This is a genomic window from Bacillus sp. FSL M8-0025, assembly GCF_037975475.1.
Taxonomy (GTDB): domain Bacteria; phylum Bacillota; class Bacilli; order Bacillales; family Bacillaceae; genus Bacillus; species Bacillus subtilis.
The window spans coordinates 1,067,897-1,087,771 of the sequence record NZ_CP150258.1 but is presented as its reverse complement, the minus strand read 5'-3'; the positions used below and the strand labels follow the sequence as shown (position 1 = coordinate 1,087,771).

The following is a 19,875-nucleotide window of genomic DNA, read 5'->3' as shown; positions in this document are numbered from 1 at the left end:
GGAAATAAAAATGAAGAAGATAGGCATCATAGGTGCAGGTGGTATTGCAAGAGCGCATGCAACTGCTTTATCTACAATAAAAAATGCAGAGTTAGTAGGGGTATATGACATAAATCAACAAAATGCGGAAAGCTTTGTGAAAACTTTCGGCGGGAAGTCATTTGAAAACGCAGATGCCTCAGAAGGTTTAATTGTAGCATCACCAAACTTTTGCCATAAAGAACATGCTTTGCAAGCATTAGGAAAACATAAGCATGTTTTGTGTGAAAAGCCTATGGCTATTTCTCTTGAAGAAGCAAGCATAATGAAAGATACCGCTGAAAGGTTGAGCGTAAGAGCTAGTATGGGATTTAATTATAGATATTTATCTTACGTAAATATCTTAAAAAGCTTAATTATCAATAATGAATTAGGTAACATACTGTCCATAAAAGTACACTTCAAGAAAAATAGTGCACTTAGGCGTAAGAAGTTTACTTGGAGAGATGACGCTAACAGTAAGAAGACGAGTGGATCATTGGGGGATCTGGGTATTCACCTTATTGACATGGTATGGTATTTGTTTGAGAGTGATTTCATCACAGAATCAGTAAGGGCAAAAATGAACACAAATGTAAAAACAAAAGAGGATAAACAGGTACTCGTAGATGACTATGCAGAAATTTATGGCCAGCTGAAGAACAAGGTATTTGTAAATATCATCACATCAAAATGTTCTGTACCTGAAGACTGTGGTTTTAGCATTGAGGTAGTTGGACACAAAAAAGAGTTTAAATACCACACAGGTAATCCTCACGTTTACAAGCTCATAGATGGCTTGAACGTGGTAGACTGCCCAGTACCGCAAAGCCTATTAAACGATCCGCCAAACGAGTTTTATGGATGGGCTGATTCTTTTAGAAGCGAGTTAATCAATTGGATTGCATCAACTCAGAATGATTGGGTTGAGATCCCTTCTTTTAGTGATGGTTTTAGATCTCAGGAAGTATTAGAAATGTTCTTTGAGAAAGACAGCAACTCTCAACCAATGTCTGTTTCAGCAGTCAACTAGTATTTCAAAGAGAGAAGTTACTAAAAAAGCAGGAATTTATTTTCCTGCTTTTTCATATAGGGGTGTAATGAATGTTAAGAGGGACATATTTATTTGGATATGCTTTCTTTTTTACAGTAGGTATTATCCATATATCAACAGGGAGTTTGACGCCATTTCTATTAGAGGCTTTTAACAAGACAACAGATGATATTTCGGTCATAATCTTCTTCCAGTTTACCGGATTTCTAAGCGGAGTATTAATCGCACCTTTAATGATTAAGAAATACAGTCATTTTAGGACACTTACTTTAGCTTTGACAATAATGCTTGTAGCGTTAAGTATCTTTTTTCTAACCAAGGATTGGTATTATATTGTTGTAATGGCTTTTCTCTTAGGATATGGGGCAGGCACATTAGAAACGACAGTTGGTTCATTTGTTATTGCTAATTTCGAAAGTAATGCAGAAAAAATGAGTAAGCTGGAAGTTCTCTTTGGATTAGGCGCTTTATCTTTCCCATTATTAATTAATTCCTTCATAGATATCAATAACTGGTTTTTACCGTATTACTGTATATTCACCTTTTTATTCGTCCTATTCGTAGGGTGGTTAATTTTCTTGTCCAAGAACCGAAAGTACGCTAAGAATGCCAACCAACAAGTGACCTTTCCAGACGGAGGAGCATTTCAATACTTTATAGGAGATAGAAAAAAATCAAAGCAATTAGGCTTTTTTGTATTTTTTGCTTTCCTATATGCTGGAATCGAAACAAATTTTGCCAACTTTTTACCTTCAATCATGATAAACCAAGACAATGAACAAATTAGTCTTATAAGTGTCTCCTTTTTCTGGGTAGGGATCATCATAGGAAGAATATTGATTGGTTTAGTAAGTAGAAGGCTTGATTTTTCTAAATACCTCCTTTTTAGCTGTAGTTGTTTAATTGTTTTGTTGATTGCCTTCTCTTATATAAGTAACCCAATACTTCAATTGGGTGGTACATTTTTGATTGGCCTAAGTATAGCGGGCATATTTCCCATTGCTTTAACACTAGCATCAATCATTATTCAGAAGTACGTTGACGAAGTTACAAGTTTATTTATTGCTTCGGCAAGTTTCGGAGGAGCGATCATCTCTTTCTTAATTGGATGGAGTTTAAACCAGGATACGATCTTATTAACCATGGGAATATTTACAACTATGGCGGTCATTCTAGTAGGTATTTCTGTAAAGATTAGGAGAACTAAAACAGAAGACCCTATTTCACTTGAAAACAAAGCATCAAAAACACAGTAAAAAACGTATAAAATAAAGATACTAATAGACATATCGTATAAGCAGTGCAAATTCCTGAACATCTCTTCAAGAGGAAAACTGATTTACGTTACAGCCTTGAAAAAGAAGGAAGAAACGCGAAAAACACGCACCGCAGTGCGTGTTTTTTTATTTAAAAATGCTAGGAAGCCCCTCTTCAATTTCTTCTGACGACGGGTACCATTTTGTCACCAGATCCCGAAACAGCCGTTCCGCAAAAAGAATCTCTTCCTCGGTATAGCGGTCAAAAAATGACAGAAAACGCTGTTCAGCCTTCTGATGATAATATTTGTGCAAACTGTGCAGCTTTTTTCCAGCAGGCGTCAATCGGAAGTAGACCTCCTTTTTATTATCGCTGAGCTGTGTTCTGTGAAGGAAGCCTGCGCCGAGCAATTTTGTACTGATGCGTGATACAGTCGCTTTTGTCGTATTCATTTTTTCTGCTATCGACGTGACATTAATTGGTTCATTGTCCCCGACACAAGATAGAACATGAATTTCTGTCATCGTCAATTGAGATTTACTCCCGTGCTCTACATCCAGCTTCCTCAATTCGTCAGATAAAAAGGCTTTAATAAGCCCCTCCCATTTCTCCTGCTGATGAATGAGCTCCGCATACAATTCAAAAAGATTGCGTTTTGTATGATCTGTGTTCATCGGGTTTTCCATCCTTTTTCATTCGATTGTTTCTTCTATCATACCGTTTTGTTACAGATGAAACAATCGAATTGAATTATACTCGGCTGGTGACGGAAAACCAGCGGCTGATTCCTTTTTGAATCACCTCGGTACAATCGGGCGCTGAGGCATCCACCGCCCAGGCTACATGTCCATCGGGACGAATCAATATGGTATGCACATCCCGCAACTTTTCATTCGGTTCTGCAAGCGAGGCGGTTACCGTACGTAAGCCTTTCACTTCGATATGATCATCAGCTTCCTGCCTCAATGACAGCAAAACGAATGTCCCGTTTTGGAGAAAGCTGTACAGCCGTTCCGAATTGCCGTCGGAAAGAATCAGTTCCATGTCAGGGAGCCTTGCCCCGTTCAAACGATTCGGCGGCATGGTACGATCAGCTTCATATCTGACATCGAGCGCAGAAATTTGCCCCGCTACATATCGATTCACATCAGGGAAGGCCAGCAGCTCCGACATCATGCTTCGCAAATGGAGGCCTGCTTGAGTGAAATCGATCAGCTTTGTCTGTGCCTCCGTGTTTCTCAGGAGCCCTTCAGCTGCCGGGTGCCGCTCGTCATGGTAGCTGTCCAAAAGCCATGAAGGCGCAGAGCCTTTGATGGCCGCCGCCAGCTTCCACCCAAGGTTCATCGCATCCTGAAGGCCGACATTCAGTCCTTGCCCGCCCGCCGGAAAATGAATATGCGCGGCATCACCCGCAAGAAAGATTCTGCCGTCCCGATACCGTTTCGCTTGGCGCGCGGCGTTCCCGAACCGCGACATCCACGAAGGGTCGCTTAAACCAAAGTCAGTTCCGCAAATTCGCAGGAGGTCAGCTTTCAGCTCTTCCTCAGTCACAGGCACATCTTTCGGCGTTTGCGTGCGATAAGGGCTGATCACAACGACACGATATCGGTCTGAAGATAACGGAACAATCATAACACCGCCCTCTTTTGTGCAAAGGGACAGCACGCCTGACGGCGGCGGAGAAAGGAGCGCCACATCCCCAAGCGCAGCGGTGACAGTGCTGTCTGTTCCCGGAAACTCAATTTTTGCCTGTTTCCGGACGGTACTTCCGGCGCCATCTGCCCCAACGGCAAACTTGCTTGTGATCGTCCGTACACTGCCGTCCCGATCCTTAAAAATCGTTTGGACCGCTTTCCCGTTTTGCGTAACCGCCAGCGCCTCTGCACCCCGAAACACCTCTGTTCCCAGGCTTCGTGCATGATCTTCAAGAAGCTTTTCTGTTTTGGACTGCGGAAGCAAAAGCGTGTAAGGACAGCTCGTATCCAAGCCTGAAAAATCCAGACGGGTACCCAGCATTGAAAAATGTCCGGAGGGTATCTTGCTTCCCTTGGATACGAACCGCTCTAAAATCCCTCTCATCTCAAGGAGCTCCAGCGTTCGGGGATGCAACGTCAATGCCTTGGAATGCGGAACAGGTTTTTCAAGCCGTTCAATCACACATGTTCCCACTCCGGCCATCGCAAGCTCAGAAGCCAGCATAAATCCAACCGGCCCTCCTCCTATAATCACTGCTTCATATTTCATCATCATTCACCACTCCTTTTGTTTCATGAAAAACGAACAAAAACCAATAAAAACAGCCCTCTAATCAAAAAATATATAAATTTTGTTACATAGGTAACAATTTTGATTATAGCTCCTTACAAATTTTTCTTCAACACATTTTTCCAAACGGCATACAAAAAGACGCCTCTTCAATTAGCGTCTTTTTATTCGGCATCAGAAATCACACCGACAATATTTTTTTCTCTTATCGGACCAAAATGCCGGCTGTCGAAGCTGTATATGCGATTATCTCCAACGACAAAATATTTTCCTTTCGGCACCTTGCTTGTTCCCGTCACATCTTTCAAAGAAAAATCACCCGTTACATGGCTGCCGGCAGAAACAGATTTCAAATGCTTCAAAAATGGCTCAGCAACCTGCTTTCCGTTCACATACAGCTGATCATCTTTATATTTGATCGTTTCACCGGGCAAGCCGATTACCCGTTTAATCAGCACTTTATGATCAGGGCCTTTAAAAAGGACGATGTCAAAACGATGGATGGTTTTAAATCGATGCGAAAATTTATTGACCAACAATTCGTTTCCTTCCTGGAAGGTCGGGTTCATACTGACGCCTTCTACCTTGTAATCAATAAAGACAGCATTTTTAACCTGAATGGCGAGAACAACGGACACTACACCGGCAAGAAACCAAAACCGTTTTTTCATGTTACTGTCTCCCTCCATCATGCTCACGCTGACTGGCTCTTACATGCAGATACCGCTCCACCTTTTTGCCGACATACCATAAGACAGTGATCACCAATACGGCGATGACCGTTCGAATCGGCTGTGTAATCAGCGCGTGCAGATCATATCCGATGAAGCTGATCATAAAAATCATGACAAGCTTCCCCGAGGCTGCCGCCAAAATAAACGGCCGCGTTCCGATTCTTGACAAACCGGCAACAACATTCACCGCGGCTGACGGTGTAAATGGAAAACAAAGCAGAAGAAACATGGGACCGAAGCCGTGTCTTTCCACCCATAACATCAGCTTTCTGACAGACGGATGACTGCGGATAAATCCAAGCAATTTTCTCTGTCCGTATTGACGGACAATCAAAAATACGAGAATGGAACCAGCAGTTGATCCCGCCCAGGACAGGATGAATCCTTCCCACAAGCCAAACGAGTTCGTATTCGCCACCACAAACACGATCAGCGGCAAAAACGGGAGAAATGCTTCAATTAAAGGCAGCAGCACAGCAATGAGCGGACCGAAAGCCCTATAGCTTTGAAATAATTCAGTTAAATGTTCTTGTGTCAAATAGGATAAAAAATGCTCCAACATTTATACTCCTTACCGGGTTTGTCTATCCTTATTCTACACATTATCAGCAGAAAACTAAAAAGTTTTGGTGATTTTTTCTGCTTGAAACATTTCACCAGCCGATATAGAATACAAATAGAACAAACGTTCCCTTAGAAAGAAGGAGTCAACATGCCAAATCTGCAGGAGGAAATATACGATTTAATTGAACGGGCTCTCTTTTTGCCCATGGCCATTACGATTTTTAACCGTGATCTCGCCGGAATTGAAGAAAGCACATTAAAATTGAAGCATCCTTATAAACAGCTTATCAGCGAATCATTAAAAATAGCACAAAAGGATTTGATGGAGGTCAGAAAAGAACTGAGGAAAAGAAAAATTGCAATCCGCGAGACGGAACGCGATGAGGCCTTTACACTCTATACATTTGTCATCGACGGTTATGAAGAAAACCACCGCTATTTTAATCCGCGAATCCGTGAGCAGGTCAGCGAATTATTAACATACTATCTATTTGCCCCAAACAGACTCTGAGCCTTTTGAATCATACTGCCCGTTCCCTCTTCGGGCGATTCAGAGCATTAATTTCAGACAATTCACACTATACAAACAAAATAAATTTATTTATAATTCGAACCACAGCCTTTCACGCCAAAAAATGACATGTGCTGCCATATCTGCGACATCATTTTCAGTACGCTTGGGCTTGTACACCCCATTCCTAAATAGAAGGAGGATTCTATGAAACTGATTCACGTTCTTGCCGCTTTGCCCTTTATCGGAATCTTACTCGGCATCCCTTTTGCAAATAAGGTGACCCCCTATGTGTTCGGCATGCCGTTTATTCTTGCCTATATTGTGATGTGGGCTCTTTTGACCTCTGCGCTGATGGCGATTGTGTATGTCCTCGACAAGGAAAATAAAAAGGAGGAAGCAGAATGAATGCAGCTCTCATCATCATCTTCGGTGTCCTGCTCTTGAGTATTTTTCTCGGTATACGCGCCCAAAAAGGAAAAGACATGAACCTGGAGCAGTGGACGGTCGGAGGGCGCGGCTTCGGAACTGTTTTCGTCTTCCTTTTGATGGCAGGCGAAATTTATACTACTTTTACGTTTCTCGGCGGCAGCGGCTGGGCCTACGGAAAAGGCGGTCCAGCCTTTTATATCATCGCCTACGGATGTCTGGCCTACATCCTTTCTTACTGGCTTCTTCCAGCAGTTTGGACGTACGCGAAACAGCATAAACTGATGTCGCAGTCTGATTTTTTCACAAAAAAATACAACAGTCCGCTGCTTGGCATTCTCGTTTCACTGGTCGGCATCGCCGCACTCATTCCCTATCTTGTACTGCAGCTGAAAGGCCTCGGGCTGATTGTATCGGAAACCTCGTACGGCAAAATCACCCCGACCGCTGCCATCTGGATCGGCGCTGTTTCCATCACGGTTTATGTTATGGTTTCAGGCATTCACGGGTCTGCCTGGATATCGGTTGTGAAGGACATCATGATTCTGGTTGTCGTTCTGTTTTTAGGTGTGTATTTGCCAATTCATTACTACGGCGGATTTCAAGACATGTTTCAGCAGATTGAAACGGCAAAGCCTGGCTTTCTTACGCTCCCCGAATCGGGACAAAGTGTGGCCTGGTTCAGTTCAACCGTACTCTTGACAGCGCTCGGGTTTTACATGTGGCCTCACACGTTTTCCGCTTCGTATTCAGCCGAAAACCCAAAAGTGTTTCGTAAAAACGCCATCATCATGCCTTTGTACCAGCTGGTCCTGCTCTTCGTCCTTTTCGTTGGCTTTGCGGCTATCCTGCAAGTTCCAGATCTGAATGGCGCAGACGGGGATTTGTCGCTTTTGAGACTGTCTCTGCAAGCATTTGACCCTTGGTTTGTCGGAATTATCGGTGCTGCCGGACTGCTGACAGCACTTGTGCCAGGGTCTATGATCTTAATGTCCGCCTCCACGCTGTTTGCAAAAAATGTGTACAAGGTAATCGCGCCCCGCACGACAGAACAACAGGTATCGGCTCTTGCTAAGTTTTTAGTGCCGGTGATTGCGCTGATTTCGGTGTATTTTACCTTCAAAGGCGGGAATACCATCGTTACGCTGCTTTTGATGGGCTACAGCCTTGTCACACAGCTATTCCCCGCCCTTTTGTTCAGCCTGTTCAAGCATAATATGGTAACAAAGCAAGGAGCCTTCGCCGGCATTATTGCAGGTGTCGGAGCAGTTACTTATATTACAATGACGGAAACGACGATCGGCACTTTATTTCCGGCTCTGCCGCAAGCCGCAAAAGACTTGAATGTCGGCATCGTCGCCCTGCTTTTGAATATCACGGTCATGATGGCAGTCAGCCTTATGACAAGGAAGGCGAAAAGCGCTGCGGCCGATCAGGCGGCTTAAGCAATAGAAAAAGCAATCTGGTCATCAGATTGCTTTTTCTTGTTTAACGTTCACAGGCGATAAGATCTTTATCGCGGTCTTTATTTTTATTGGCATCATAAAGCGCCTTAGAGACGTAAGGCTTGTACTTCGTTTTTCCGCCTTTGTTTTTCACCTTCGATGTGCGGGCCACCCCGCCTTTGTATACTTTGTTTAACTCCTTGCAGTTCTTATAGACCTTCACCTTTGTTTTGGCTTCCGCCACATGGTCAGCTCCGTATGAAAAACCGAAAACGAGACCGAGTGACAGCAAAACCGCCACCGCTTTTTTCATGACGATTCACTCCCCAATACCCAATATTTAGTTGGTTTATAGCTCGAATTTATCATAATTCATATAGTCTTATTTGACAAGATAAATATGGAAGAAGGCTTTGTTTTTTCTTGTTTTCTTTGGTCCTTCAGTGTTCAAACTGCCAAAACATGTTTTTCTCCTTATGCTCAGGGGTACACATACGAATGTACACCAAACAGAAAAGGAGCGTTGCTGATGTCTGATTCAAATCTTACGAATCCTATAAAAGCATTTTTTCATGATGAATTTCCCGAACAATATCAAGAACCGCCAGGCCTGCAAAAGAACATGAAGCCTGTCCCTGATTGCGGAGAAAAAAGCTACAAAGGATCAGGTAAACTAACGGGTCGAAAAGCGCTTGTCACGGGCGGCGATTCCGGTATCGGCCGCGCTGCCGCGATTGCTTACGCCAGAGAAGGTGCCGATGTGGCCATTAACTACTTGCCCGAGGAACAGCCAGATGCTGAAGAGGTAAAAGAGCTGATTGAAGCAGAAGGCCGAAAAGCAGTGCTGATCCCCGGAGACTTGAGCGACGAATCCTTTTGCCAAGATCTAGTCAAACAGTCGCATCACGAACTCGGCGGACTTGATGTGCTAGCGCTCGTTGCAGGCAAACAGCAAGCGGTCGAAAACATCGAAGATCTGCCTACTGAACAAATCTATAAAACATTTGAAGTGAACGTCTTTTCCCTTTACTGGGTTGTAAAAGCGGCGCTTCCGTATTTGCCGGAGGGAGCTTCAATTATCACAACTACCTCAGTTGAAGGCTATAATCCAAGCCCGATGCTGTTAGATTACGCAGCAACAAAAAACGCCATTATCGGCTTTACCGTTGGACTGGGAAAACAGCTTGCTTCCAAAGGCATCAGAGTAAATTCAGTTGCACCCGGACCAATTTGGACACCGCTGCAAATTTCCGGCGGACAGCCGACGGAAAACATCCCGAAATTCGGACAAGGCACGCCGCCAGCTCCATTAAATCGCGCTGGGCAGCCAGTGGAATTGGCCGATGTTTATGTATTTCTAGCTTCAGAGAATTCAAGCTATGTGACATCTCAGGTATATGGCATCACCGGAGGAATTCCGACGGCATAGCTTTATGAAAGGAGCTGCCCTGTGGGTCAGCTCCTTTCTATTTTCTAATACCGCTCCCCGAGCTCACGCAAAATAAAATCATAAATCATCTTCGTCCGCTCTTCCTTCGGGTACAGCATAAATTCCTGCCTTTTCGGCACGCGGTGGTCGATTCTGTCTTGGAATTTGGTTCTGAGCCACGCTGTTCGGTATACCTGGTTCTCGAACGAATTATAAGAGATCGGCAGCTCCATCGTTTTCCCATTCGAAAACGTCACTTCCGTATCGTCGAATTCAGTCGCTTTGAATTCTTTTACATGCACATGGGAAATCCAGCCGCATTGGGGTCTTGTCGAAGAAAGTGTAGGGAATAAAAAGATTTGGTTCGAAGGGTCCACCATGATTGGCGGCTTGTGTGAAATTTTTGTCACTTCATAAGTTCCTGCTTTTCTTCCCGCATAGCTTGATCCAAAAAATCGGCAGCTTCTGTCGACAATTTGCAGCGGCTTCATGTTGACATAAAACACGCAATCTTTTTCAATAATTCTGGAACAGATTTTGCCGTCTATTTCTTCTGGCAGCACGGCAATTGTTGCGCCGTTCACTTCATACGATTCTAAAGGTGCGTCTGTTTTCTGACTCATATTATGGCCTCCATCCTTTTTCTGCAAAATTTATACTAATAATCTATCATCTGTTTTTGTAAAACGACAGGTTTTTTTAACATTTAAGATAAAATCATCTTTTAATGATATTTAATGGTACTAAATGACTAGTAATAAACCGATTTTACTTTCATAAGACTTGCCGGTTTACGGAATTTTGCAGGATATGTCGATAGATTGCCAAGTATTAGTTGTCTAAAAATTATAAAAATTTATTGATTTTTTCGACCGTTATCCATATACTATAAAAAAGGCATTGGGGGGATTCTTTATGAAAGAGAAAAAATCGTACACTGAGCTCATGAAGTCCCGCAACACGCAAAAAACAAAAGAATTCGATGTCACAATGACGGATATCTACATTCAAATGGTGCTCGATGAATCCTTGTATAACCGTCGGCTTGCCATGCTGACGGACCAAATTAACAAAGCCTTGGACGAAAAAGATAAAGATGCGTTTCTTACGCTCTCTAAAGAATATGCAGCGCTCAAGCAGAGCGAATAAGCCAATCCTTCAAGGATTGGCTTTTTATTATCCGTTCACAATGGTTCCGCCATTGACGTGAATCGTCTGTCCTGTGACGTATGTGGAATCGTCGCTGGCAAGGTATAGATAGCTTGGCGCCACTTCGACCGGCTGTCCCGGGCGTTCCATCGGCACGTCTGAACCAAACACTTCCACGTCTTTTGCGGCAAAGCTGGCCGGGATAAGCGGTGTCCAAATGGGACCCGGTGCCACTGCATTGACCCGTATGCCCTGCTGAACAAGCGACTGGGAAAGGGACCTTGTAAACGTAACGATCGCGCCTTTTGTCGCTGAATAATCGATCAGCGTTTTATTGCCTTTATAGGCGGTAATTGAAGCGGTATTAATAATAGAGCTCCCTTTTTTTAAATGAGGCAGCACTGCCTTTGTTAAGTAAAACATGGAAAAAATGTTTGTTTGGAAGGTTCTGATCAGCTGGTGGCTGGTGATTTTTTCAATGCTGGGCTGGACATGCTGCTCAGCTGCATTGTTAACCAATATATCAATGGATGGAAACACTTGGCTTGCCTGCCCGACCACATCATTGCAAAACGCTTCATCCCCGACATCTCCTGCAATCAGCAGGCATTTTACCCCTTCCTTTTCTACATACTGCTTTGTTTCCTCGGCGTCCTGATGTTCATTCAAATACACAATGACCACATTAGCCCCTTCTTTTGCGAATAACACCGAGACAGCGCGTCCAATTCCGCTGTCTCCTCCAGTAATAATAGCGGTTTTGCCCTCTAATTTTTTCGCTTTCTTCGGCTTATCAAAAACCGGACGCGGGTCCATCAGATATTCAAAACCAGGCTGCTGGTTCTGGTGCTGAGGCGGTAATGTTTTCTTTTTTTGATTCGCCAATGAAATCACTCCTTTTCAACCTTATTATGTTATGAACAATGCCTGCTTCCTATGTATGAAAAGATAGAATATGGAAAAATTAAGAATAAATCTGATTGGAGGTATAACGGCTTGGCTAATCAACATTTTGCAAAGGAAGCACCTGAAACATACTGGAAAACATCAACTGACTTGCCTTCTTTTCCTGCGCTTCAAGAGGACACTGAATGTGACGTCACCATTATCGGAGGCGGGATTACGGGAATCACAACGGCATATGAACTTACGAAGAGAGGCTTCCGTGTCGTTTTGATTGAAGCAAATCAGGTTCTTAACGGAACCACTGCGCATACAACTGCTAAAGTTACCGCACAGCATGACATAATATACGACGAATTTATCCGCCATTTCGGATTAAACCATGCGAGGCTTTATTATGAAGCAAACCAAAACGCAATTGATTACATAAAAGGCATTGTGGATGAACATCAAATTGATTGTGAATGGATCGAGCAAGACGCATATCTTTATACGGCAAATGAAAACGCTGTTCAAAAAATCCGCACCGAGCATGAGGCATACACAAAGCTCGGAATTGAAAGAGACCTTATCAAGGATCTTCCAATTCCCTTAGGTTCTAAGCTGGCGCTTGTCATGAAGAATCAAGCTCAATTTCATCCGCTTCAATACTTAAAAGCGCTTCTGGAGCAAATTGTTCAAAAAGGCGGCCGAATTTATGAAGAGACCGTTGCGCTTGATATCAAAAAAGGCGAAAGGCCCGAAGTGGTAACAAAAAGCCGGCACGCCATTAAGAGCCGCTTTATCATATGCTGTTCCCACTTCCCTTTTTATGACGGAGGCGGATTATATGCTGCGAGAATGTACTCCGACAGATCTTATGTCCTTGCCATCAAGCCGAAGATCGAGTATCCCGAGGGCATGTATTTGAGTATCGATCAGCCGTCAGTGGCGCTCCGCTATACGGTTGTAAACGGTGAAAAGCTGATTCTCTTCAGCGGAGTAAGCCATAAAACAGGCCAGGGAAAAGCCATGTCTACACATTATGAAACACTGAGACAACTGGCCGAAAGCACCATCGGCATCGAAAGCATTCCATATTATTGGTCCACACAAGATCTAGTGACGATCGACAAAATCCCGTTTATCGGACCGATGTCGGAAAATGAGGACAATATTCTAGTAGCGACCGGGTTCAAAAAATGGGGCATGACGTCCTCAGCAGTCGCAGCCACTCTATTGTCAGACCTTGTGGAGAAAAAAGACAATCCATACGAAAGCATTTTCACTCCGTCCCGTTTCCATCTGAATCCCGGGTTGCAGAAAGTGATTTCCTACAATGCCGATGTCGCCAAGCATTTGATTAAAGGAAAGCTTGAAAAGCCTGATGTCCAATTTGAAGACATTTCGCCAGGAGAAGGGAAAGCCGTCACCATAAACGGCAGGCGAGCGGGAGCATTTCGGGATGAGACAGGCTGCCTCCATCTCGTTGATACGACTTGTACCCATTTAGGCTGCGAGGTCGAGTGGAACGACAGTGAGCATACGTGGGATTGTCCGTGCCACGGATCACGCTTTAAGCCATCTGGCGAAGTTGTAGAGGGTCCGGCCATTAAACCATTAAAACAAATAGATCTCGATTAAACCGTTCATTTTAATGAACGGTTTTTCAAATATTTTTCATCTGCAGCTTCATTCATGTTTCTCTTGGCCGATAAAAAAGAAAAAGGCTTAAAAAGCCAAAAAGTAAAAATTATATTTTTCCCAAGGGGGATCATTGTATTGTTATTTAAAAAAGACAGAAAACAAGAAACAGCTTACTTTTCAGATTCAAACGGACAGCAAAAAAACCGCATTCAGCTCACAAACAAACATGCAGATGTCAAAAAACAGCTCAAAATGGTCAGGTTGGGAGATGCTGAGCTTTACGTGTTAGAGCAGCTTCAGCCACTCATTCAAGAAAATATCGTAAATATCGTTGATGCGTTTTATAAAAACCTTGACCATGAAAGCTCATTGATGGATATCATTAATGATCACAGCTCAGTTGACCGCTTAAAACAAACGTTAAAACGGCATATTCAGGAAATGTTTGCAGGCGTTATCGATGATGAATTTATTGAAAAGCGTAACCGAATCGCCTCCATCCATTTAAGAATCGGCCTTTTGCCAAAATGGTATATGGGTGCGTTTCAAGAGCTTCTTTTGTCAATGATTGACATTTATGAAGCATCCATTACAAATCAGCAAGAACTGCTAAAAGCCATTAAAGCAACAACAAAAATCTTGAACTTAGAACAGCAGCTTGTCCTTGAAGCATTTCAAAGCGAGTACAACCAAACCCGTGATGAACAAGAAGAAAAGAAAAACCTTCTTCATCAGAAAATTCAAGAAACCTCTGGATCGATTGCCAATCTGTTTTCAGAAACAAGCAGATCAGTTCAAGAGCTTGTGGACAAATCTGAAGGCATTTCTCAAGCATCCAAAGCCGGCACTGTAACATCCAGCACTGTTGAAGAAAAGTCGATCGGCGGAAAAAAAGAGCTAGAAGTCCAGCAAAAACAGATGAACAAAATTGACACAAGCCTTGTCCAAATCGAAAAAGAAATGGTCAAGCTGGATGAAATCGCGCAGCAAATTGAAAAAATCTTCGGCATCGTCACAGGCATAGCTGAACAAACAAACCTTCTCTCGCTCAATGCATCTATTGAATCCGCCCGCGCCGGAGAACACGGCAAAGGCTTTGCTGTCGTGGCAAATGAAGTGCGGAAGCTTTCTGAGGATACGAAAAAAACCGTCTCTACTGTTTCTGAGCTTGTGAACAATACGAATACACAAATCAACATTGTATCCAAGCATATCAAAGACGTGAATGAGCTAGTCAGCGAAAGTAAAGAAAAAATGACGCAAATTAACCGCTTATTCGATGAAATCGTCCACAGCATGAAAATCAGCAAAGAGCAATCAGGCAAAATCGACGTCGATCTGCAAGCCTTTCTTGGAGGGCTTCAGGAAGTCAGCCGCGCCGTTTCCCATGTGGCCGCTTCCGTTGATTCGCTTGTCATCCTGACAGAAGAATAACCATCAAAAACCGGTCTGCCATACGGCCGGTTTTTTTGCGTTCATTATGTAAACTTAAATTAAAAATCAGTTGACATAATAATTGCCTGCATTTATTGTATAACCATATTTGATTACTTTTTGGAGGATTTCACATGCTGAAATTAATCGACATGATGCATATTGCGATTTTCACCGCGCTGATGGCAGTGCTCGGCTTTATGCCCCCTCTCTTCTTATCCTTTACACCCGTTCCGATTACATTGCAAACGCTTGGTGTCATGTTGGCAGGCAGCATCCTCAGGCCAAAGTCTGCTTTCTTAAGCCAGCTTGTCTTTTTGCTGCTCGTCGCCTTCGGAGCGCCGCTGTTGCCCGGCGGACGAGGCGGTTTTGGTGTGTTTTTCGGACCGAGCGCAGGCTTTTTGATGGCTTATCCCCTCGCTTCATGGCTGATCAGTTTAGCCGCTAACAGGCTGCGGAAGGTGACAGTATCGCGTCTCTTTTTCACTCATATCGTATTCGGCATCATCTTTATTTATCTGCTTGGTATACCGGTACAAGCTTTTATCATGCATATTGATTTGTCACAGGCCGCCTTCATGAGCCTTGCATATGTGCCTGGTGATTTGATAAAAGCGGCTGTATCTGCATTTCTGGCGATAAAAATCACTCAAGCCTTGTCTCTTTCTGATACGATGTTTACAAAAGGAGGATGACACTACATGACAATTACCCATACCTATTCATCTACCGCCGAAACATCGCCCGGCCGTGTAGCGATCCAGACTGAATCGGAGCAAATCACGTACCAAGATTGGGATCGGCTTGTCTTTCAAACCGCAAATTGGCTGCGGTCACAGCCGAGCATGCCGAATCGTGTGGCGATCCTGCTCCCAAATAGTCTGGCGTTTTTACAGCTGTTTGCCGGAGCCGCAGCGGCTGGATGTACGGCAATTCCCATCGACACACGCTGGAGCGCGGCAGAATGTAAGGAGCGGCTGTCCATAAGCAATGCGGATCTTGTGGTTACTTTAGCCTTTTTTAAAAACAAACTGACAGATAGCCAGACACCTGTTGTTTTGCTGGATAACTGTATGGCAGATATTTCTGAGGCAGCCGCTGATCCCTTGCCTACCATTGATCCGGAGCACCCTTTTTATATGGGATTTACGTCGGGCTCGACAGGAAAACCGAAGGCCTTTACGCGATCTCACCGCTCATGGATAGAGAGCTTTACCTGTACAGAAACAGATTTTTCAATTTCATCAAATGACACGGTATTGATTCCCGGGACGTTAATGTCCTCTCACTTCTTATACGGGGCAGTCAGCACTTTGTTTCTCGGAGGAACCGTTTGTTTGCTGAAAAAGTTTTCTCCTGCCAAAGCGAAGGAATGGCTGTGCCGTGAATCCATCAGTGTTCTCTATACCGTACCGACGATGACAGACGCCCTCACAAGGATTGAGGGTTTTCCCGACAGTCCCGTCAAAATCATTTCATCCGGCGCAGACTGGCCGGCAGAATCCAAGGAGAAGCTTGCCGCTGCATGGCCTCATCTCAAGCTGTACGATTTTTACGGCACATCAGAGCTTAGTTTTGTGACGTTTTCTTCACCGGAAGACAGCAAACGGAAACCGCATTCAGCGGGCCGCCCTTTTCATAATGTCCGGATCGAAATCCGCAACGCTGAAGGAGAACGCTGTCAGCCAGGCGAAGTCGGAAAAATATTTGTCAACAGCCCGATGCGGTTTTCCGGCTATGTGAACGGCAGCACACCAGATGAATGGATGACAGTGGATGATATGGGCTATGTTGATGAAGAGGGCTTTCTATACATATCAGGAAGAGAAAACGGGATGATCGTGTACGGAGGATTAAATATTTTCCCAGAAGAAATTGAACGTGTGCTTCTCGCCTGCCCAGAGGTTGAAAGCGCGGCTGTCGTTGGCATTCCCGACGAGTATTGGGGAGAAATCGCTGTAGCTGTCATTCTTGGAAACGCTAATGCCAGAACACTGAAAGCCTGGTGTAAACAGAAATTAGCCTCCTATAAAATTCCGAAAAAATGGGTGTTTGCAGACAGCTTGCCGGAAACGAGCAGCGGAAAAATTGCCCGTTCCAGAGTGAAAAAATGGCTGGAAGAGAGTATACAGTATAAATGAATGCGGTTATTGTTGATGCAAAACGAACGATCTTTGGAAATCAAAACGGACTGCTGAAGCCCTTCCTGCCGGAGGATTTGTCAGCTCCCATCATCCGCTGTCTCAGCCGAAAGCTAGAGGATCAAGTTGACGAGGTCATTCTCGGAAACGCTACCGGCAGAGGCGGCAACCTCGCCAGACTGTCAGCCCTTCAAGCCGGACTGCCTTTATCGGTTCCCGGAATGACAATTGACAGACAGTGCGGCTCCGGCCTTGAAGCTGTGCGCTATGCCTGCAGCCTTATTCAAGCGGGAGCCGGCACGATGTATATCGCGGGCGGCTCAGAAAGCAGCAGCCAATCCCCTTTTTCAGAACGGGCCCGCTTTTCTCCAGATGCCATCGGCGATCCAGACATGGGCATTGCGGCAGAATATACGGCTGCACGCTATTCCATCAGCAGAAGCATGCAGGATGAGTACGCCCTTCTCAGCCATCAACGCAGCAGGAACGCGCATGATGGAGGATTTTACCGTGAAGAAATTGTTCCTCTCGGGGAATTGGAGACGGACGAAGCATTTTTGAAAACGCGGCCAATAGAAGCGATTATTCCCCGTGCAAAGCCGGTTTTCGACACCAGCTCCGGAACAGTCACAGCAGCCAACAGCAGCGGCATAGCAGACGGAGCAGCGGCTCTTTTGGTAATGGAAGAAGAAAAAGCGGCAGCCCTGGGACTTAAGCCTGTGCTCCGGTTTATCGGCAGTGCAGTCAGTGGGATTCACCCCAACTATCCGCCCGCGGCACCGGTTGATGCGATCCGTAACCTCTTACATACACACGATGTAACACCTGAGGATATCGGTTTATTTGAAATCAATGAAGCCTTTGCCGTCAAAATTTGTGTCTGCTCGCAAGAACTCGGCATTCCCTTTTCAAAAATCAATGTGCGCGGCGGCGCATTAGCTCTTGGCCATCCATACGGTGCATCAGGTGCAGCTCTGGTAACCAGATTGTTTTATGAAGCGAAAAGACGGACAGACTGTCAATATGCTGTTGCAGCCATCGGAAGCGGCGGCGGAATTGGACTGGCATTATTATTTGAAGTTCTTGCATAGGCTTTTTCATAGGATGCACGCTTTCGATTTAGTATAATAGTGATATGAATAAAGTCAGGAAGGGGATTTTATGACAGCCGTTTGTTTAGTAAGACATGGAGAAACCGATTGGAACCTGCAGCAAAAATGCCAAGGCAAAACCGATATTCCGCTAAACGCAACAGGTGAACGCCAAGCAAGAGAAACCGGAGAATATGTAAAGGGCTTTTCTTGGGATATTATTGTGACGAGCCCGCTGAAAAGAGCGAAAAGAACCGCGGAAATTATTAATGAATATCTGCATCTTCCGATAGTCGAGATGGATGATTTTAAGGAACGCGATTACGGCGACGCGGAGGGCATGCCGCTGGAGGAACGGACAAAGCGCTATCCAGATAACATCTATCCGAATATGGAAACCTTAGAAGAACTCACTGACAGGCTGATGGGCGGTTTGGCAAAAGTGAACCAGGCGTATCCAAACAAGAAGGTGCTGATCGTGGCGCACGGTGCGGCAATTCACGCCCTGCTGACAGAAATATCCGGCGGTGACCCGGAGCTTCAAAGCACCCGTCTCGTCAACGCCTGCCTCAGCAACATTGAATTTGCAGAAGAAAAATGGCTGATAAAAGACTATAATATCAACAGCCACTTATCCGGCTTTATCAAATAAGAAAAAGACAGGCGTTTGCCTGTCTTTTCTTTTATTTCTTAGCAGCCGGCATCTCTTTTTGAAGCTCGTCCAAAATGGCATTCGCCCCGTCTACACTGCGGCGCAGAGACCACACCGCACGATCCACGTGGTATACATGCCCGTTTTTCACTGCCTTCAGTTTTTTCCAAAGGACATTCTTTTCGATCGGGCGTTTACCGTCGGCGTCGAGGTCATCTGTTTTTCCTGTCATCAGGATGATCACATCCGGATCTGTTTTCAGCAGCTGCTCCAGTGTCATTTTCATATTCACAGAGTCGCCGCCATTGCTTGAATCGCTATTGCCTGACGTACTGATTGCATATCGATAGCCGACCTGTGTTAATAGTCTCGATGTAAAGAAGTTTTCATCCCTGGCCATAATCGTATCATTTGTATTTCCGATCAAAAGCACGGACTGGCTGTTCGCGCTGATTTTCTGCTTTGTCTCGCTAAGCTTTTCTTCATGCGCCGTCAGCTTTTTCTCCATTTCCTTCTCCTTGCCGACTGCTTTTGCAATCGTAAGCGAAGCGTCAATTGTATCCTGATAATCAGCATTTAAATTATTAAGCGCAATCGTCGGCGCTATTTTTTTCAGCTGATCGTACACCTTCTTATGCCGGGTCGTGTCAGCAATAATTAAATCGGGTTTTAATGAAGCGATTTTTTCCATGCTTGGCTGTGAGCGAGTGCCGACAGATGTGTAGCCGTCAATTTTCTTCAGCACATCCTTGTTGATCAGCTGCTTCGCTTTGTTGTCATCGGCAACCCCGACAGGCGTAATGCCGAGATCAAGCAGTGTATCAATAAAACCTAGCTCAAGAACAACAACCCGCTTCGGATGCTCAGGCACATTTGTCTTCCCTAAATCATGTGTTACCGCCACTTTATGTTCTTTACTGTTTTGATTGCCGCTTGAAGACGAGCAAGCAGCCGTTAAGACAGAAAGAAGTAAAACTGTAAGAATAATCAGTGTTTTTTTCATATGTTCCAGTCTCTCCTGTTGGTAGTTTCTATGGTTAAGATGTCCAAGAGTAGTATAACACGGAATGAGAATCATTATCACCAATTATTTTTAAAATGAGAAGAGAAAGTTCGGCTTACAGGAAAATCTTGTTTCGCGACACAGCAGTTCAGCAGCTGATCATCCTGTCC

Annotated in this window: 21 protein-coding genes; 13 read left to right on the top strand and 8 right to left on the bottom strand. The window is 44.5% G+C overall.

Translation table 11 applies throughout. The features are described 5' to 3' along the window. Positions 1–10: 10 nt before the first annotated feature. Positions 11–1,051: a glucose-6-phosphate 3-dehydrogenase NdtC gene (gene ntdC, locus MKX38_RS05635; RefSeq protein WP_339188906.1), complete on the top strand. Its 1,041-nt coding sequence runs from the start codon at positions 11–13 to the stop codon at positions 1,049–1,051. A 71-nt stretch (positions 1,052–1,122) separates the two neighbouring features. Next, entirely contained in the window at positions 1,123–2,328 is a 1,206-nt protein-coding gene (gene glcP / locus MKX38_RS05630) for a glucose/mannose transporter GlcP (RefSeq protein ID WP_015252418.1), read from the top strand. Between the two features lie 147 nt (positions 2,329–2,475). Here glcP and MKX38_RS05625 read toward each other — a convergent pair whose 3' ends face one another. The 4 genes from MKX38_RS05625 to MKX38_RS05610 all read right to left on the bottom strand — a co-directional run bounded on the left by MKX38_RS05625 (position 2,476) and on the right by MKX38_RS05610 (position 5,890). Further along, the gene (locus tag MKX38_RS05625; RefSeq protein WP_015252419.1) at positions 2,476–3,003 is read right to left on the bottom strand and encodes a MarR family transcriptional regulator; all 528 of its coding nucleotides are present in this window, start codon (positions 3,001–3,003) and stop codon (positions 2,476–2,478) included. A 76-nt stretch (positions 3,004–3,079) separates the two neighbouring features. Continuing rightward, positions 3,080–4,579 carry a monooxygenase gene (locus tag MKX38_RS05620; protein ID WP_116315430.1) on the bottom strand — a complete coding sequence of 500 codons (1,500 nt, stop codon included), beginning with the start codon at positions 4,577–4,579 and terminating at the stop codon, positions 3,080–3,082. 179 nt (positions 4,580–4,758) lie between these two features. Then, a complete protein-coding gene (lepB, locus tag MKX38_RS05615) occupies positions 4,759–5,265 on the bottom strand; it encodes a signal peptidase I (RefSeq protein ID WP_003233128.1) in 507 nt (168 codons plus the stop codon). 1 nt (position 5,266) lies between these two features. Continuing rightward, a complete protein-coding gene (locus MKX38_RS05610) occupies positions 5,267–5,890 on the bottom strand; it encodes a VTT domain-containing protein (RefSeq protein ID WP_010886465.1) in 624 nt (207 codons plus the stop codon). 150 nt (positions 5,891–6,040) lie between these two features. Here MKX38_RS05610 and MKX38_RS05605 point away from each other — a divergent pair, with 150 nt between their 5' ends. The 3 genes from MKX38_RS05605 (at position 6,041) to MKX38_RS05595 (ending at position 8,277) form a co-directional block, all read left to right on the top strand. Beyond that, positions 6,041–6,403: a hypothetical protein gene (locus tag MKX38_RS05605; protein ID WP_024571727.1), complete on the top strand. Its 363-nt coding sequence runs from the start codon at positions 6,041–6,043 to the stop codon at positions 6,401–6,403. A gap of 207 nt (positions 6,404–6,610) precedes the next feature. After that, positions 6,611–6,811, top strand: coding sequence for a DUF3311 domain-containing protein (locus tag MKX38_RS05600; RefSeq protein ID WP_003224377.1), 201 nt, complete (start codon positions 6,611–6,613; stop codon positions 6,809–6,811). Then, the gene (locus tag MKX38_RS05595) at positions 6,808–8,277 is read left to right on the top strand and encodes a sodium:solute symporter (protein WP_015252422.1); all 1,470 of its coding nucleotides are present in this window, start codon (positions 6,808–6,810) and stop codon (positions 8,275–8,277) included. The genes MKX38_RS05600 and MKX38_RS05595 overlap by 4 nt, the downstream gene beginning before the upstream one ends. A gap of 43 nt (positions 8,278–8,320) precedes the next feature. On the opposite strand, the gene MKX38_RS05590 is transcribed toward MKX38_RS05595, so the two are convergent. Beyond that, a complete protein-coding gene (locus tag MKX38_RS05590) occupies positions 8,321–8,590 on the bottom strand; it encodes an excalibur calcium-binding domain-containing protein (protein ID WP_017695342.1) in 270 nt (89 codons plus the stop codon). A gap of 216 nt (positions 8,591–8,806) precedes the next feature. Here MKX38_RS05590 and MKX38_RS05585 point away from each other — a divergent pair, with 216 nt between their 5' ends. After that, the gene (locus tag MKX38_RS05585) at positions 8,807–9,706 is read left to right on the top strand and encodes an SDR family oxidoreductase (RefSeq protein ID WP_003245421.1); all 900 of its coding nucleotides are present in this window, start codon (positions 8,807–8,809) and stop codon (positions 9,704–9,706) included. 44 nt (positions 9,707–9,750) lie between these two features. Here the strand turns inward: MKX38_RS05585 and comK are convergent, their stop codons facing one another. Continuing rightward, positions 9,751–10,329, bottom strand: a complete 579-nt coding sequence (gene comK, locus MKX38_RS05580; RefSeq protein WP_029317573.1) for a competence transcription factor ComK — start codon at positions 10,327–10,329, stop codon at positions 9,751–9,753. 292 nt (positions 10,330–10,621) lie between these two features. Between comK and MKX38_RS05575 the strand changes: the two genes are divergently transcribed. Further along, positions 10,622–10,855, top strand: coding sequence for an IDEAL domain-containing protein (locus MKX38_RS05575; protein ID WP_003233142.1), 234 nt, complete (start codon positions 10,622–10,624; stop codon positions 10,853–10,855). 27 nt (positions 10,856–10,882) lie between these two features. On the opposite strand, the gene MKX38_RS05570 is transcribed toward MKX38_RS05575, so the two are convergent. Then, entirely contained in the window at positions 10,883–11,740 is an 858-nt protein-coding gene (locus MKX38_RS05570) for an SDR family oxidoreductase (RefSeq protein ID WP_003245662.1), read from the bottom strand. 111 nt (positions 11,741–11,851) lie between these two features. On the opposite strand from MKX38_RS05570, the gene MKX38_RS05565 reads away from it, so the two are divergent. The 6 genes from MKX38_RS05565 to phoE all read left to right on the top strand — a co-directional run bounded on the left by MKX38_RS05565 (position 11,852) and on the right by phoE (position 18,702). Further along, on the top strand, positions 11,852–13,381 hold the full coding sequence (locus tag MKX38_RS05565; protein WP_339188899.1) for an FAD-dependent oxidoreductase: 1,530 nt from the start codon (positions 11,852–11,854) through the stop codon (positions 13,379–13,381). Between the two features lie 138 nt (positions 13,382–13,519). After that, entirely contained in the window at positions 13,520–14,818 is a 1,299-nt protein-coding gene (hemAT, locus tag MKX38_RS05560) for a heme-based aerotactic transducer HemAT (protein WP_003245216.1), read from the top strand. Positions 14,819–14,952: 134 nt separating this feature from the next. Next, the gene (locus MKX38_RS05555) at positions 14,953–15,513 is read left to right on the top strand and encodes a biotin transporter BioY (protein WP_339188896.1); all 561 of its coding nucleotides are present in this window, start codon (positions 14,953–14,955) and stop codon (positions 15,511–15,513) included. 6 nt (positions 15,514–15,519) lie between these two features. Continuing rightward, a complete protein-coding gene (locus MKX38_RS05550) occupies positions 15,520–16,959 on the top strand; it encodes an acyl-CoA synthetase (RefSeq protein ID WP_339188894.1) in 1,440 nt (479 codons plus the stop codon). Further along, complete coding sequence (locus MKX38_RS05545; protein WP_339188893.1) at positions 16,956–18,050, top strand: acetyl-CoA C-acyltransferase; 1,095 nt, start codon at positions 16,956–16,958, stop codon at positions 18,048–18,050. The genes MKX38_RS05550 and MKX38_RS05545 overlap by 4 nt, the downstream gene beginning before the upstream one ends. Positions 18,051–18,120: 70 nt before the next feature. Further along, on the top strand, positions 18,121–18,702 hold the full coding sequence (phoE, locus tag MKX38_RS05540) for a phosphatase PhoE (protein ID WP_339188891.1): 582 nt from the start codon (positions 18,121–18,123) through the stop codon (positions 18,700–18,702). Between the two features lie 31 nt (positions 18,703–18,733). Here the strand turns inward: phoE and MKX38_RS05535 are convergent, their stop codons facing one another. Then, positions 18,734–19,705 carry an ABC transporter substrate-binding protein gene (locus MKX38_RS05535; protein ID WP_003233159.1) on the bottom strand — a complete coding sequence of 324 codons (972 nt, stop codon included), beginning with the start codon at positions 19,703–19,705 and terminating at the stop codon, positions 18,734–18,736. Between the last annotated feature and the right edge of the window lie 170 nt (positions 19,706–19,875).